Genomic DNA, 14886 nt, shown 5'->3' with positions numbered 1-14886 from the left:
TTATCTGTTCTCTGCATCCGTTGATTCTGCGCGGCTCAGGCTGAAGCTGAACACAGCACCACCCTGCTCAGCGGGTTCCGCCCAAAGCTGTCCGCCGTGGGCTTCAACCAGAGAGCGACTGATCGCCAGCCCCATCCCCAGCCCCTGTTGCTTGGTGGTATAAAACTGCTGAAAAAGCTGTTCACTGTCCCCTTCAGGCAAACCGCATCCGCGATCATGTACCCGGATTATAACCTGCCCCTGAGTGCTCTCAAGGGCATCAATCCAGACTTCCCCCGGGGCCTCGTTTTCTCCGCTTGCACTGGCCTCGATCGCATTCAGCAGCAGGTTGAGCAGAATCTGCTCCAGTTGAATCCGATCCGCCAGCACAGCCGGTACCGACTCAGCAATCCGGCTGGTTAAGCGTACATTGGCACTGTGCGCACTGGTAGCACAGAACTGCAGCACATCCTCCAGTACCGGCGCCAGCGCCACCGCTTCGCGCTGTGGCAGGGATTTGCGGGTAAAGTCCATCATCCGGCGGATGATCTCCCCTGCCCTGAGTGCGGTATCGGCGATCTTATGCAAAGGTTTTTCCAGCAACGTAACCGGCAGCTCCGACTTGCCAACAGAGCGGCGTTCCAGCCCGCGCACATAATTCACGATGGCAGTCAGCGGCTGATTCAGCTCATGGGCCAGACCCGAAGCCATCTCGCCCATAGTCATCAACCGTGAGGCATGACTGACTTCAGCCTGATAGCGCTGGCGTTCCGCTTCCATGGCGCGCCGGGCGCTGAGATCCCGTGCCAGTATCGAATAATACGCAGCCTGACCGGTGGCATCACGATGCGTCAGCAGCTCCAGTGAAACCGGTATCAGTTGTCCGCTGCTGGCCTGCATCTCCGCTTCGGCATGCCATTGATCAGAGCGCTCTGCCATCGGCAGCCCTTGCTGTAGCTGTGCATAACTGTTGACACTGAAAAGCTGCGACAGGCTCAGCGGGGTAGCTCCCGGATCCAGACCCAACAGGCGGCGGGCGGATTCATTCAGATCAGTGACCTGCTGCTGAAGGTCAAAAAACACCACCAGATCACTGCTGTTTTCGACCACCCGGGCCAGACGCCGGTTGGTCTGTTCTGCATTAATCCGGCGGCTGGCATCACGGGAAACCACCAGAATCTCTTTCAGCTCGCCCGTTTGCGGATCGCGGATCGAACGGCTGGTACTTTCCAGCCAGGTGTAATGGCCATCTTTACAGCGGAACCGGTAGCTGTGGGTATAGGTGCCGCGCTCATAACTGACACTCGGGGCACGGCGTTTGAAATCTTCCACATCATCCGGGTGATAGAGCTCATAGGCAGACATGCCGATAATCTCATCCACCCGATACCCCAGCAGATGCTCGACCGCCGGCGAGGCATAGATAAAACGCCAGTCACCCGGCGTGTGCCGGGAGATCATATCGGTCGACTGCTCTGCCATTTCGGCCAGCAGCCGGTTGTGCTCCTGATCATCGCTGAGGTGGGGGGCGTTCGGGTCGCGCTCGCTGGAATCCATCAATCTGCTTTCGTGCCTGGCATTGTGACTTAATAACATAGGGATAGTAGCAGCATTGGGTGAGTGAACGCAGCAGGCGAGTGCCTGCTGCGTTGTTCAGGGTCCGATCAGAGATCTTTCAGCATCGCCCGCAGGGCGAATTTCTGTACCTTACCCGTAGAGGTCTTCGGTAACGGTGCAAACACCACCTGTTTCGGGCACTTGAAGTGCGCCATATGCTCGCGGGTAAAGCTGATGATCTCGGCCTCAGTGGCTATTTTCTCCGGCTTCAGGGTAACAAAGGCACAGGGGACTTCACCCCAGTGCTGATCCGGTTTCGCCACCACCGCCGCTTCCAGAATCGCCGGATGCCGATAGAGCATATCTTCAACCTCAATGGTGGAGATATTTTCACCGCCGGAGATAATCACATCCTTGGAACGGTCTTTGACCTCGATATAGCCATCCGGGTGCCATACCGCCAGATCGCCGGTGTGGAACCAGCCACCGTAAAACGCCGACTCACTGGCAGAGGGGTTTTTCAGATAGCCCTTCATCACGTTATTGCCGCGCATCATCACCTCACCCATGGTCTGACCATCGCGGGGTACCGGCTGCATCGTCGCCGGATCAGCAACCATCAGTTGTTCCAGAGCCGGAGCACGAACGCCCTGACGCGCCATCATCGCCGCTTTCTGCTCCAGCGCCATCTCATCCCAGGCAACCTGATGCGCACAGAATACGCTCGGCCCGTAGGACTCTGTCAGACCATAAGCATGCACGACTTTGATCCCGATCTGTTCCATCCCTTCGATAATCGCCGCCGGAGGTGCTGCGCCGCCGGTGGTGACGGTCACCGGGTGATCGACCCGCCGTTTCGCTTCCTCCGGCGCATTCAGCAGCATATTCAGTACCACCGGAGCACCGCAGAAGTGGGTTACGCCGCAGGCCTGAATCAGCTCAAATACGGTCTCCGGCAACAGATGGCGCAGGCAAACATGGGTACCCGCCACCGCCGTTACCGACCATGGGTAACACCAGCCATTGCAATGGAACATCGGCAGCGTCCAGAGATACACCGCATGAGGCGGCAGATTTTGACCGATGATATTGCTGGTTGCATTCAGATGCGCACCGCGATGGTGATAGACCACGCCTTTAGGGTTACCGGTGGTGCCCGAAGTGTAATTCAGGGTGATCGCCTGCCACTCATCCTCCGGCGGTTGCCAGTGATCTTCCGGATCCCCTTCCGCCAGCAACTGTTCATAAGTGAGCTCGCCGATCAGTTCACCGCCTTCATACTGCGGATCATCCACATCCACCAGCAGCGGATCGACCGTGGCCATCTTTACTGCTCTGGCGATCACCTCAGAAAACTCGCGATCGGAGATCAGCACCCGGGCTTCACCATGATCGAGCATAAAGGCGATGGTCTCCGAATCGAGCCGGGTGTTCTGTGTATTCAGCACCGCACCGGTCATCGGCACGGCAAAATGCAGCTCCAGCATCTCCGGCAGGTTCGGCAGCATGACCGCCACCGTATCGCCCGGGCCAATACCGCGCTTGCGCAGGGCCGAGGCAAGGCGGATGCAGCGCTGGTAGGTTTCCAGCCAGCTACGCCGCAGATCGCCGTAGATCACTGCGGTCCGGTCAGGGTAAACCGTAGCCGCGCGTTCAATAAATGACAAAGGGGTCAGCGCCGCATAATTGGCCTGATTCTGCTCTAACCCCAGGTCGTACGGATTATTATTTTTATTGCCCATACTGCTACCTATCTGTTGGTTTAAACCACTGCGAATTAGCGCAGATACTCCATGCTGAAGGTTTTAAACTCTGCGACATCGGAACGTCCGAGCCATTCAAAGCCAACCATCTCCCGGGTCACCATGCGTATACCTTCGGCTGCCATCCGTTCAATCGCCGCTTGCGTATCCGCCGGGTTTCGCGCCGAAATCGCATCCCGTACCACAAATACCTGCTTGCCCTCTTCCTGCAAACGCAGCGCGGTCTGCAGCACACAGACATGGGCTTCCATGCCACAGATCACGATCTGTTCGCGGTCCAGTTGCTCAATACGCTCACGACACGCCTCAGCATCCGCGCAGGAGAAGTGGGTTTTACCGATAAAATCCTCTGCCGGCAGCATCTCACGCAGCGCTGCCACCGTCGGCCCCACCCCCTGCGGGTACTGTTCCGATGCCAGCACCGGAATCTCTGTCAGTCGGGCAACCCCCAGTAACCATTTGCAGCTCTCTACCAGTGCCTCGTTCTGATGAACGCCCGGCAGCAGTTTTTCCTGTACGTCGATCAGCAACAGGGCTGACCGTTCGGCTTTCATTAACATGCTTTTCTCTCTCCTGATCAGACGGGTTTGCGATCAACCATATTCGTTGCTGTACCGGTGGCGACAATCTTATCGCCCACGCGGCAGACGGTTTCCAGTTTCACCCGGCGGCGCTGGGAATCGATCTCCAGCACGGTGGCAGTCGCAACTACCGTATCACCAATATGCACCGGAGCCTTAAACTTCAGCTCCTGATCAATATAGATCGCGCCCGGGCCCGGCAGGCGGGTGCCCAGTACCGCCGAGATCAGTCCGGCACTGAACATGCCGTGGACAATCCGCTGTTCAAACATCGTCTGCGCTGCATACTCGGCATTGATATGCACCGGGTTATCATCACCGGTAATACCGGCAAACAGCACCACATCCGCTTCGGTAATCGTTTTTGCATAGCTGGCGCTCATGCCCACTTCCAGATCTTCCAGATAGTAGCCGTGTAATTCCTGCATCATTGTTTTTCGCTCCAAATTTTTACTTATTGTTATTCCGCTTGTGCAGCCTCTGCTGCGTCTGGATGCTCCAAACATATCGATTCCGAAACAAAAAACCAAGGGTTTATACTTGGTTTTTTAATTTTTCTCTGATAGTTTTCCCTCAACCTTAGCTGCACGACCCATACTTTTAGCCACAACCGAACCGAAATATGAGGTGAAGTCATGCCCAGTCAGATCAGTACCAGTTTTCTGAATCGCACCCTGAGCCAGCTCAAAAAGGTGTGGCATGAACTCTCTGTGGATCGCCAGCAGAGCCAGATGTTGTCATTGTCCCCCTCACTGGAGGGGGAGGATCTGCAGCAGTTACAACAGTGGATGGACAGTTGCCTGACCGCCGCCGGAGGTGAAGTGGCCGCCCGTCGCCGGGCCGCGCTGCTGGGTGAAAACTACCTTGCGCTGAATGCTGAGGGCCGGCTGAAGTTTCTGTTGCTGCTGGCACAGCAATACGATGTGGATGACCAGGCCGTGGAGCAGGCGATCGAACACTGGCGCGAATCCCCTGCCGAAGAGAAGGCACAGGCGCGCAATCAGCTTCGCGATACCCTTGAACCACCCCGCCAGACTCTGCTTTCCCAGTTCACCGAGCTGCCGGAGGGGATTAAGTTTCTGGTGGATATGCGTGCGGAACTGCTCAGCCTGCGGCGTGAGCACCCGGAGCTGATGCCACTGGAAGCGGACCTGAAACGCCTGCTGGCCAGTTGGTTTGATATCGGCCTGTTGCAGATGGCCCAGATTAACTGGCACTCCGGTGCCCATCTGCTGGAGAAGCTGATCGCCTATGAGGCGGTGCATGCGATTCAGAGCTGGGATGACCTGAAAAACCGGCTCGATTCCGACCGCCGCTGCTTTGCGTTCTTTCATCCGAAGATGCCGGATGAACCCCTGATCTTTGTCGAAGTGGCACTGGTTAAAGGGTTGGCAGACAACGTCCAGCAGTTGCTCGATGAGTCCGCCCCGCTGGTCGACCTGAATGAAGCCGACAGCGCGATCTTCTACTCGATATCCAACGCCCAGCGCGGTCTGGCCGGCATCAGCTTTGGTAACTTTCTGATTAAACGGGTGGTGGCTGAGCTGCAACACGATTTCCCGAATCTGAAACAGTTCTCCACCCTGTCACCGATCCCCGGCTTCTGTCACTGGCTGCACCGCCAGAGCGCTGAAGCGCTGGCAGAACTGCCCGGCGGTCAGGCCTGGCTGGCACTGGGTGATGATCCGCTCGCAGAAGGCTGGCACCTGGAACACGAATCGGCTGAAGCGCTGCAGGAGCCCCTGCAGCAACTGGCCGCCCATTATCTCAGCCGGGAGAAGCGCAAAGGCAGAACCGCGCTCGATCCGGTCAGTCACTTCCATCTCAGCAACGGCGCCGAGATTGCCCAGCTTAACTGGCTGGCAGACAGCTCCGAAAAAGGCTTACAGCAGTCGGCCGGGCTGATGGTGAACTATCTCTACGATCTGCCCCATATTGAAAATCGCAGTCAGGCTTACAGCGCTCAGGGTGAAGTCGCCCGGTCCGCGCGGTTTAAAGCCCTGCTCAAATAAAAATAAGGAGAAATTGATGTCTCAACGTGTTGCGGTTGTAACCGGTGCTCAGGGTGGCCTGGGTGAAAGTATGTGTAAAGCACTGGCCGATCAGGGCCGGACGGTGGTCGGCAGCTACCTGCCGGGTCAGGATGAGGACGCCCGCCAGTGGCAGGCCAGCCTGCAGGAACAGGGTTACAGCATTGCGGTCTATCCGCTGGATGTGACCGATTACGATCACTGCTGCAGTTTTATCCACAAGGTGGAGGAAGAGGTCGGTGCGATCGATATTCTGGTCAACAACGCCGGGATCACCCGCGACGGGCCGCTGAAACGTCTGCAGCCAGAGCAGTGGAATCAGGTACTGCGTACCAATCTGGATTCGATGTACAACATGTGCCAGCCGGTGTTTGAAGCGATGTGCCAGCGCGGCTTTGGCCGGATTGTGAATATCTCATCCCTGAACGGTGAGAAGGGCCAGTTCGGACAGGCTAACTACTCTGCAGCCAAAGCGGGAATCTACGGCTTTACTAAAGCGATTGCACAGGAAGGCGCACGTAAAGGCGTGACAGTGAACGCGGTATCACCGGGGTATATCGATACGCCGATGGTACGTCAGGTACCGGAAAATGTGCTGAACAGCATTATCGAGGGGATTCCGGTGGGCCGCCTCGGCCAGCCAGAGGAGATCGCCCGTGCGGTGACCTTCCTGACCGCTGACGATGCCGGCTTTATTACCGGTACCAACCTGTCGGTTAACGGCGGCCAGTATATGAGCTGAGCGTGCCCGAACGAAGGGGACAGGCTCAGGCCTGATCCCTTCGGTCCAGCTCCGATTCTGCTGCAACCACGCGGTTTTTACCGCTGCGTTTAGCCCGGTATAACGCCTGATCTGCCCGCTTGAACAACGCATTCAGGGTATCACCCTGCTGCAATTCACTGACGCCGATACTGATGGTTTTATGCCCCACTTCGGCAAATTCGGTTTCAGCAACGCGCTGCCGCAACTTTTCTGCCAGTAACAGTGCATTGCTGGCCGGGGTGTTCTCACAGATCACCACGAACTCTTCACCACCCCAGCGGCCGACAACATCGACTTTACGCACCGTACCCTGCATCACCTGAGCCAGTGTTTTCAGCACCAGATCACCGACATCATGGCCATATTGATCGTTCACCGCCTTAAAGTTATCCACATCCAGTAACAGCACGGAGAAATAATTACCGTAGCGATGGTGCCGTTCCAGTTGCTCCGCCAGAATCTCATCGATCTTCAGACGGTTATACAACCCGGTCAGTTTGTCAGTGACAGACAGTTCTTCAATCCGTTTTTTATCACTGACGTTGTCACAGATAGCGCGGTAAGCAACCACGCGGTTATCTTCCAGCACCGCTTCCAGATGTATATCGAGAAAAACGTCTTCGCCGCTGCTGCTGAGGCAGCAAAGCTCACCCGACCAGGCGTGGACCTCACGCACACGCTGCCAGATTTCGCTGAACAGATCACCCTCAGGCTGAGGGCTGAGTAGCGCTTTCAGCTCACAACCCAGCAGTTCGTGCGGCGTGTACCCTAAGGCATTGCAGAACGCATGGTTAGCGCTGGTGATGTTTCCCTGCCGGTCGAAGGTGGTGATCAGGACATAACGATCGACCATCCGCTGCTGCGCGCTGATGGCCTGATTGGCCATTTCCAGCTTCAGGTTGAGCTGGGCCACCGCCCGGTTACGGTAGAGCAGGAACAGCGCAACCACGGCAAATCCCAGCCCCAGTTTCCAGATCAGGCTGTAATCCACCCCATGCTGGTAGTTGATCGCCACCCAGCGGCTCTGAATCTGTTGATGGATCTCCGGGCTGAGGTGCTGGATGGCTTTGTCGAAAATGCTGTGGAGTATCGGCTGCTCGCGATCTACCGCCAGCCCCAGTGACCAGCTCTCTTCAAATTTACCGGATACTTTCAGGTCACCCAGATACTGTTTCTGAATCCAGTAGCCTGCCACCGGCAACGCTTCAGCAAAACCAAACAGTTCACCCTCACTGACCCGGCGCAATCCGTCCCGTGCGTGCTCGACCCCGATAAACTCCAACTGCGGAAAGTTCGCTTCGAGCTGCTGGCGAACGGCAAAACTGGCCGTCACCCCGATACGCCCTTCGGGCAGAGTATGCAGATCGTTGATAAAGCTCTGGTCGATTCCGGTCACCAGCACCAGCGGTATTTCGAGATAGGGTCTGGAGAAGCTGAGGGTCGCCTCACGCTCCTCAGTACGCATAATCAGCGGGTAGATATCACAACGCCCTTCGAGGCCGGCGGCAAGACTCTCGCGCCAGGAGCCGGTCTCGACATAGTTCAGCGCGGCACCGGTAAAAAGGCTGAAGTGATTCATATAATCCGCCGACATCCCCTGAGGCTGACCGGCAACCATCCCCTCCAGCGGCAGCCAGTCCGGATCGATACACACCTGCAAAGGGCCACGACTTTGCAGGTACGCCTGTTCCATTGTCGTCAGTTCGGCATTCATAATCTGGTCAAAATTATTCCGCATCCACTTCTGCTTCAGCACCGAGATCTGTGTGTGGGGAATCGCCTCGTTGGCTTTTTCCAGAATCGACAGGAGCACCGGGTTGTTCTGCGATACACCCATCGGCAATTTGGTCACTCTGGGCATGTTCAGATCAGCAACCGTGGCAATGTAGATATTGCTCAGCCAGTCTTTCTGAATGTAATAGTTCAGCGCCGGCAGGCTGCCGACAACCGCATCGGCGCGTCCGGCCGATACCGCCGCAACCGCTTCGGCTGTGGAGCCGGTAAGCAGCAGGTTAAACTGCGGATAGTGCTGGCTCAGATAGCTGTGAAGAAAGGTTTTATTGGCTACGGCCACCACCTTGTCTTCCAGGTCAGCCGCCGTTTCAATGCCCGCGTTACGATTAAGCGCAACGCCGGAGGTATATTCAATATGGTTGAACCGGCTGAAGGCGATAAACTGCTCGCGCTCCTCAGTGACCGCAATATGCGGGATCAGATCCAGCGAGCCCTCGCGCAGCATATCCAGATACTCATGCCACTCCTTGCCCTTCACAAACTCCACGTGAACCCCGAGCATCTCCCCGACAAGATTCAGGTAGTCCACGGTGTAGCCTTTGGCCTGATCATTTTCAACAAAGTTAAACGGTGGAAAGGTGCTCAGGCTCTGTACCCGCAGCACCGGATGCTGCTGCAGATAGCTTTTTTCTTCAGCCGTCAGATTATCCAGACGCACTTTGTTCTCAGGCAGCCAGGCCCATTTTTGCATAATAGCGGCACTGCGTTCATAACCGATCTCGGCCACCGCTTTCTGCATAATCCCCGCCAGCAGCGAGTTATCCGGATGCACGCCGATCACACTGTCGGCTGACAGTTCATGCAGTACAAAGGCCGGTTCAATATTCTGCAAACCGTTATGCGCCAGCAGATAACTGTCGATATTCATGCCCAGTACCACATCCGCCGTACCGTTCAGCAGGCTGTTAATCGCCGCTTCGGGGGTGTCTGCGGGTATAGGCGTCAGCCGTGGATGCTGCTGATTCAGATAGCGTCCGAGGTAGAGACGTTTACTGTGGTAAGCCACCCGTAAACCGCTCAGATCGGCGGAAGAGTAAAGCTGAAAATCACGGGACTTGCGGGCAAACACGACACTGGAAAAGTTGATCGGTGCAGTAACGCTGCTGAAGCCCTGCTGTACTGCGGTCTCCCGGTTCATCGACCCGATCAGGTCTATCCGTTTATCACGCAGGGCATTAAGCACTGCGGGCCAGTCATCGGCCACATAGCGAAACCGAACCCCCAGCATTTCGCCAATCAGATCAAATGTATCCGGCAGAATACCGCTGATACTGCCGTCCGGCTGCTGCACAAATAACGGCTGGAACGCCGGGCTTTCACCAACCCGGATCTCAGGGTTTTGCGCCAGCCAGGCCTTTTCCTCGTCGGTCAGCATCAACTGCGCCTGCACCGGTTGGCTCAGCAACAGCAATGTCAGCAATGCAGACAGCAGGATTTTAATCGGAGGAAAGGGCATTTAAATGGCGGTCCGCAACTGGGCAACTAAACCTCTAGATTAGCATACTGGAATAAACCCTCAATAGGCCGAAAAGCTATAGTCCGCCACCCCGTTTTATGCCTGCTAAACTCAAAAAAAGCCGACCCGGAGGTCGGCAAAGCACTTTCTGGAAGGAAGAAATTTAAAACACTTTACAGGCATCAAGGGAGCGGGAGAGGCTCATCACCACCGCCCCCCGGCTGACCAGCCCCTGCAGTCGATTTTCCCGCGTCACCGGATACAGTTTTGGCTTACCGCTCCCCATCAACTGGGCCAGAGCAAATACCGTCAGGTCTTCGGAAACCTGTAACGGACTGGGGTTCATAATATCGGCTACGGTAATGTGGCTGTCGCAGTGGTAACTCTCGGTCAGCAGTTTCTCCAGACAATCCTGTTCAGACAGGTACCCCACCAGCGTCTGCTCCTGATCCGTCACCGGCAGGCCGAGCAACCCGGATTCGGCGATTTTATCCACAGCGCGCTGCAGCCCCATCTCCGGGCTGAGGGCCGGAACCCGCTGCATAATGTCTTTAACCTTTAACATCGGCGTTCTCCCGGGCCGCTCAGGCAGCGGCCTCATTGACCGGTTCACGAATCAGGTAATCGAATGCACTCAGCGCTGCAGTCGATCCTGAACCCATCGCGATAATGATCTGCTTATAAGGCACCGTGCTGACATCACCCGCCGCAAACACACCGGGAATAGACGTTTCACCACGCTCATTAATCACGATCTCGCCATGACGGCTCAGCTCTATATCACCTTTCAGCCACTCGGTATTCGGCATCAGGCCGATCTGCACGAAGATCCCCGCCAGCGGAAGCTGTTTACTCTCACCGCTGACCCGATCCTGATAGCTGAGGCCGGTTACCTTCTCGCCGTTACCCAGAACCTCGGTGGTCATCGCATTCATAATGATCTCTACGTTCGGCAGAGAGCGGGCCTTGCGCTGCAACACTTCATCTGCACGCAGAGTGTCGGCAAACTCAAGTACGGTGACGTGCTCAACAATACCGGCCAGATCAATCGCGGCTTCAATTCCGGAGTTACCCCCGCCAACCACCGCCACCGATTTACCTTTAAACAGTGGGCCATCACAGTGCGGGCAGTACGCCACACCACGGCCACGGTACTCCTGCTCGCCCGGCACGTTCATCTCGCGCCAGCGGGCACCGGTAGAAAGGATCACCGAGCGGCTCTTCAGTACCGCACCGTTTTCCAGCTCAATCTCGATCAGATCATTTTTACGCAGCTTCGCTGCACGCTGGTTCTGCACCAGATCGACGTCGTAGCTAAGGACGTGCTGCTCCAGATTGGCCACCAGTTTCGGGCCTTCTGTTTCCTTAACCGAGATAAAATTCTCGATCGCCATGGTATCCATCACCTGACCACCAAAACGCTCAGCCACAATACCGGTACGGATACCCTTACGTGCGGAGTAGATCGCTGCCGAGGCGCCCGCGGGGCCTCCGCCTACCACCAGCACATCGTAAGTTTCACGCTGGCTCAGCTCAGCGGCTTTCTCTTCGGCAGAGCCGCTGAACAGCTTATCCACAATCTCTGTCAGGCTCATACGGCCCTGACCAAACAGTTCACCGTTGATATAAACCGATGGCACCGCCATAACCTTGCGCGACTCGACCTCATCCTGAAACAACGCACCATCGATCATGCGGTGGCTGATATTCGGATTCAGTACCGCCATCAGGTTGAACGCCTGCACCACGTCAGGACAGTTCTGGCAGGAGAGGGAGATATAGGTCTCCACCTCCAGCGGCTGATCAAGACGCTTAATCTGATTGAGGAGGGCTTCCTCCTCTTTCGCCGGGTGACCACCTGCCTGCAGCAGGGCCAGTACCAGCGAAGTAAATTCGTGCCCCATGGGAATTCCTGCGAACTCAACCCTCGGGGACTCTCCTGCCGGACCGATGGCCATGGATGGCTGACGCCCGGACGGGGTCGCCCCCTGAATCAGGCTGATTTTGTCCGACATAGCAGCGATCTCTGTCGCCAGTGTATTCAGTTCCTGCGCTTTGGCAGTGTCATTCAGGGACACAGTCACTTCAATCGGATTGATAATCTTCTGAAGGTAGGTGCCCAGCTGTTGTTTAAGATTTGCATCAAGCATAGCGATATCCGTTTATGTGACTGATTTATACAGGGAAGATGGCCAGTCCCGTGGGGAAACGGGACCGGCCGGAAGGCTGATCTCTGAGCCTGTGGCCTTTAGCTTTGAGATCATTCTTCCACGGTTCTGCAGGCTGTTTAGATCTTGCCTACCAGATCCAGCGAAGGAGCCAGGGTCTCTTCACCCTCTTTCCATTTAGCCGGGCAAACCTCACCCGGGTGAGCTGCTACGTACTGGGCTGCTTTGATCTTGCGAACCAGTTCGCCTGCATCACGACCGATACCACCAGCGTTGATCTCGATAATCTGGATACGACCTTCCGGATCGATGACGAAAGTACCGCGCTCTGCCAGACCTGCTTCTTCAATCATCACCTCAAAGTTACGGGTGATCAGACCAGTAGGGTCGCCCACCATCGGGAACTGAATCTTGCCGATAGTATCGGAAGTGTCGTGCCATGCTTTGTGGGTGAAGTGAGTATCGGTAGACACGGAGTAAACCTCGACACCCATCTCCTGCAACTGTGGGTAGTAATCAGCCAGATCACCCAGTTCAGTTGGGCAGACAAAGGTGAAGTCAGCCGGGTAGAAGAACACAACAGACCATTTACCTTTCAGATCGTCATCGGATACTTCGATGAATTCACCGTTGTGGAATGCAGTTGCGTTAAAAGCTTTAATTTCAGTGTTGATCAGTGAGTTAGACATGTTATCTCCAGTAACTGTGCTGTGTTTCGTTGACAGGAGAGATAATAGGCCGACGCGAAATTTAGTTGAAATTAATTGTTACTCTAGACTCAATAGTATTTTTTTATCTACTTCATCGGCGATTGCGGAGAATAATCAGTGGGAGAACGGTGATATGAAGAGGTGGATGGTATCGCGGTGAGACACCGCTCCGACAGCAAGACTGATAGTTGCCGGCCGCGCCAGAACAACATAACCCGGCAAAAGAACAGGTGGGTTGAAAGCAGCCGGGCATAAAAAAACCGGCACAGTGTGCCGGTAAAAATAAAGGCGTTATGTCTTGGGACGGTATATCCGACAAGCCTTTCCAGAGTGAAGAGAGCCGGCCCGGGGAGGAACCGGCACTCAAATACTTACAGTTTACCTTCCAGTTCCGGTACGGCCTCGAACAGGTCTGCTACCAGTCCGTAGTCGGCCACCTGGAAGATCGGTGCTTCCTCATCTTTGTTGATCGCAACAATGATCTTGGAGTCTTTCATACCTGCCAGATGCTGGATCGCACCGGAGATACCCACCGCAATGTACAGTTCAGGCGCAACGATCTTACCGGTCTGACCGACCTGCATATCGTTCGGCACAAAGCCCGCATCCACCGCTGCACGGGAGGCACCTACCGCAGCGCCCAGTTTGTCTGCGATCGCTTCCAGCATAGAGAAGTTCTCGCCGTTACCCATACCACGACCACCGGAGATGATCACTTTCGCTGCGGTCAGTTCAGGACGATCCGATTTCGCCATCTCTTCGCCAACGAAGCTGGACTGACCGGCATCGTGTGCGCTGGCAACGGTTTCGATTGCTGCAGAACCGCCTTCAGCCGCCGCCGGATCAAACGCCGTGCCACGCACGGTGATCACTTTGATCGGGTCCAGAGACTCAACGGTCGCAATCGCGTTACCTGCATAGATCGGACGCTGGAAGGTGTTCTCAGATTCCACCGCCGTAATGTCGGAGATCTGCGCGACGTCCAGCAATGCGGCAACGCGCGGCAGGAAGTTTTTACCGGTAGTGGTTGCCGGAGACAGCACGTGGCTGTAGTCACGACCCAGTTCTGCCACCAGTTTGGAGAGGTTCTCCGCCAGTTGGTGTTCGTAGGCTGCGTTGTCTGCCAGCAGCACTTTAGATACGCCTGCAACCGCTGCCGCCTGATCCGCTACTGCAGCGCAGTTAGCGCCCGCCACCAGCAGGTGAACGTCACCGCCAATCTGCGTTGCGGCTGTCACCGCATTCAGGGTCGCGCCCTTCAGGGTGCTGTTGTCATGTTCTGCAATTACCAGAATAGCCATCTCATCACCCCTTAAATAACTTTCGCTTCGTTTTTCAGTTTTTCGACCAGCTCATCAACGCTGGCCACTTTGATACCGGCCTGACGTTCCGCCGGCGGCGTCACTTTCAGCAGTTTGCTGTGCGCTTTCAGCTCAACACCCAGATCCGCCGGGGTTTTCACATCCAGCGGCTTCTTCTTCGCCTTCATGATGTTTGGCAGAGAGGCATAGCGTGGCTCGTTGAGGCGCAGGTCGGTGGTCACGATGGCCGGCAGGTTCAGGGCTACGGTCTGCAGACCGCCGTCTACCTCACGGGTGACATTCACTTTGTCGCCATCGATCTTCACTTCAGAAGCAAAGGTACCCTGTGGCATATCGGTCAGCGCCGCCAGCATCTGGCCGGTCTGGTTGTTATCGCTGTCGATCGCCTGTTTACCCATGATCACCAGACCCGGCTGTTCCTCTGCAACGACTTTCGCCAGCAGTTTGGCCACGTTGAGGGACTCAGGCATATCTTCGGTCTCGATCTGAATACCGCGGTCGGCACCCAGTGCCAGTGCGGTACGGATCTGCTCCTGACAGGCTTTAGGGCCAATCGAAACAACCACGACTTCAGTGGCCGTGCCGGCTTCTTTCAGGCGCACCGCCTCTTCTACCGCGATTTCACAAAACGGGTTCAGGGCCATTTTTACGTTGGCCAGATCCACATCGGTATTGTCCGACTTCACACGCACTTTGACGTTGTAGTCGATAACACGTTTAACTGTTACGAGTACCTTCATCAGCAAAGACCTTTTTAGTTCTA

At 55.9% G+C, this 14886-nt stretch carries 12 protein-coding genes; 2 read left to right on the top strand and 10 right to left on the bottom strand.

The features are described 5' to 3' along the window. From QUD59_RS08380 to QUD59_RS08365, 4 genes are all read right to left on the bottom strand, one after another. Complete coding sequence (locus QUD59_RS08380; protein ID WP_286240787.1) at positions 1-1536, bottom strand: PAS domain-containing sensor histidine kinase; 1536 nt, start codon at positions 1534-1536, stop codon at positions 1-3. A gap of 107 nt (positions 1537-1643) precedes the next feature. Further along, on the bottom strand, positions 1644-3278 hold the full coding sequence (locus QUD59_RS08375; RefSeq protein WP_286240786.1) for an acyl-CoA synthetase: 1635 nt from the start codon (positions 3276-3278) through the stop codon (positions 1644-1646). A gap of 35 nt (positions 3279-3313) precedes the next feature. Continuing rightward, positions 3314-3859, bottom strand: a complete 546-nt coding sequence (locus tag QUD59_RS08370) for a hydrolase (protein WP_286240785.1) — start codon at positions 3857-3859, stop codon at positions 3314-3316. A 17-nt stretch (positions 3860-3876) separates the two neighbouring features. Continuing rightward, positions 3877-4308 carry a MaoC family dehydratase gene (locus tag QUD59_RS08365; protein WP_286241013.1) on the bottom strand — a complete coding sequence of 144 codons (432 nt, stop codon included), beginning with the start codon at positions 4306-4308 and terminating at the stop codon, positions 3877-3879. A 207-nt stretch (positions 4309-4515) separates the two neighbouring features. Here QUD59_RS08365 and QUD59_RS08360 point away from each other — a divergent pair, with 207 nt between their 5' ends. Both QUD59_RS08360 and phbB read left to right on the top strand, forming a co-directional pair. Next, the gene (locus tag QUD59_RS08360; protein WP_286240784.1) at positions 4516-5892 is read left to right on the top strand and encodes a malonyl-CoA decarboxylase; all 1377 of its coding nucleotides are present in this window, start codon (positions 4516-4518) and stop codon (positions 5890-5892) included. Between the two features lie 16 nt (positions 5893-5908). Further along, positions 5909-6652, top strand: coding sequence for an acetoacetyl-CoA reductase (gene phbB / locus QUD59_RS08355; protein ID WP_286240783.1), 744 nt, complete (start codon positions 5909-5911; stop codon positions 6650-6652). Positions 6653-6677: 25 nt separating this feature from the next. On the opposite strand, the gene QUD59_RS08350 is transcribed toward phbB, so the two are convergent. The 6 genes from QUD59_RS08350 to QUD59_RS08325 all read right to left on the bottom strand — a co-directional run bounded on the left by QUD59_RS08350 (position 6678) and on the right by QUD59_RS08325 (position 14863). Next, entirely contained in the window at positions 6678-9923 is a 3246-nt protein-coding gene (locus tag QUD59_RS08350; RefSeq protein WP_286240781.1) for a diguanylate cyclase, read from the bottom strand. Positions 9924-10086: 163 nt separating this feature from the next. Beyond that, positions 10087-10488, bottom strand: coding sequence for a CBS domain-containing protein (locus QUD59_RS08345; protein WP_286240779.1), 402 nt, complete (start codon positions 10486-10488; stop codon positions 10087-10089). 19 nt (positions 10489-10507) lie between these two features. Continuing rightward, entirely contained in the window at positions 10508-12073 is a 1566-nt protein-coding gene (gene ahpF / locus QUD59_RS08340) for an alkyl hydroperoxide reductase subunit F (protein ID WP_286240777.1), read from the bottom strand. A 137-nt stretch (positions 12074-12210) separates the two neighbouring features. Further along, positions 12211-12768 carry an alkyl hydroperoxide reductase subunit C gene (gene ahpC / locus QUD59_RS08335; RefSeq protein WP_434025555.1) on the bottom strand — a complete coding sequence of 186 codons (558 nt, stop codon included), beginning with the start codon at positions 12766-12768 and terminating at the stop codon, positions 12211-12213. 404 nt (positions 12769-13172) lie between these two features. After that, a complete protein-coding gene (locus QUD59_RS08330; protein ID WP_286237521.1) occupies positions 13173-14102 on the bottom strand; it encodes an electron transfer flavoprotein subunit alpha/FixB family protein in 930 nt (309 codons plus the stop codon). Between the two features lie 11 nt (positions 14103-14113). After that, the gene (locus QUD59_RS08325; protein WP_286237520.1) at positions 14114-14863 is read right to left on the bottom strand and encodes an electron transfer flavoprotein subunit beta/FixA family protein; all 750 of its coding nucleotides are present in this window, start codon (positions 14861-14863) and stop codon (positions 14114-14116) included. Between the last annotated feature and the right edge of the window lie 23 nt (positions 14864-14886).

The organism is Neptuniibacter halophilus (assembly GCF_030295765.1).
Lineage (GTDB): Bacteria > Pseudomonadota > Gammaproteobacteria > Pseudomonadales > Balneatricaceae > Neptuniibacter > Neptuniibacter halophilus.
The sequence above is the reverse complement of the archived record's forward strand: the minus strand, read 5'-3'. Positions and strand labels throughout refer to the sequence as shown.

What these genes read in the sequence shown, in the direction of transcription:
- QUD59_RS08380 (WP_286240787.1), bottom strand. Translation starts at nt 1,536, where the DNA reads ATGGATTCCAGCGAGCGCGACCCGAACGCCCCCCACCTCAGCGATGAT.
- QUD59_RS08375 (WP_286240786.1), bottom strand. Translation starts at nt 3,278, where the DNA reads ATGGGCAATAAAAATAATAATCCGTACGACCTGGGGTTAGAGCAGAAT.
- QUD59_RS08370 (WP_286240785.1), bottom strand. Translation starts at nt 3,859, where the DNA reads ATGTTAATGAAAGCCGAACGGTCAGCCCTGTTGCTGATCGACGTACAG.
- QUD59_RS08365 (WP_286241013.1), bottom strand. Translation starts at nt 4,308, where the DNA reads ATGCAGGAATTACACGGCTACTATCTGGAAGATCTGGAAGTGGGCATG.
- QUD59_RS08360 (WP_286240784.1), top strand. Translation starts at nt 4,516, where the DNA reads ATGCCCAGTCAGATCAGTACCAGTTTTCTGAATCGCACCCTGAGCCAG.
- phbB (WP_286240783.1), top strand. Translation starts at nt 5,909, where the DNA reads ATGTCTCAACGTGTTGCGGTTGTAACCGGTGCTCAGGGTGGCCTGGGT.
- QUD59_RS08350 (WP_286240781.1), bottom strand. Translation starts at nt 9,923, where the DNA reads ATGCCCTTTCCTCCGATTAAAATCCTGCTGTCTGCATTGCTGACATTG.
- QUD59_RS08345 (WP_286240779.1), bottom strand. Translation starts at nt 10,488, where the DNA reads ATGTTAAAGGTTAAAGACATTATGCAGCGGGTTCCGGCCCTCAGCCCG.
- ahpF (WP_286240777.1), bottom strand. Translation starts at nt 12,073, where the DNA reads ATGCTTGATGCAAATCTTAAACAACAGCTGGGCACCTACCTTCAGAAG.
- QUD59_RS08330 (WP_286237521.1), bottom strand. Translation starts at nt 14,102, where the DNA reads ATGGCTATTCTGGTAATTGCAGAACATGACAACAGCACCCTGAAGGGC.
- QUD59_RS08325 (WP_286237520.1), bottom strand. Translation starts at nt 14,863, where the DNA reads ATGAAGGTACTCGTAACAGTTAAACGTGTTATCGACTACAACGTCAAA.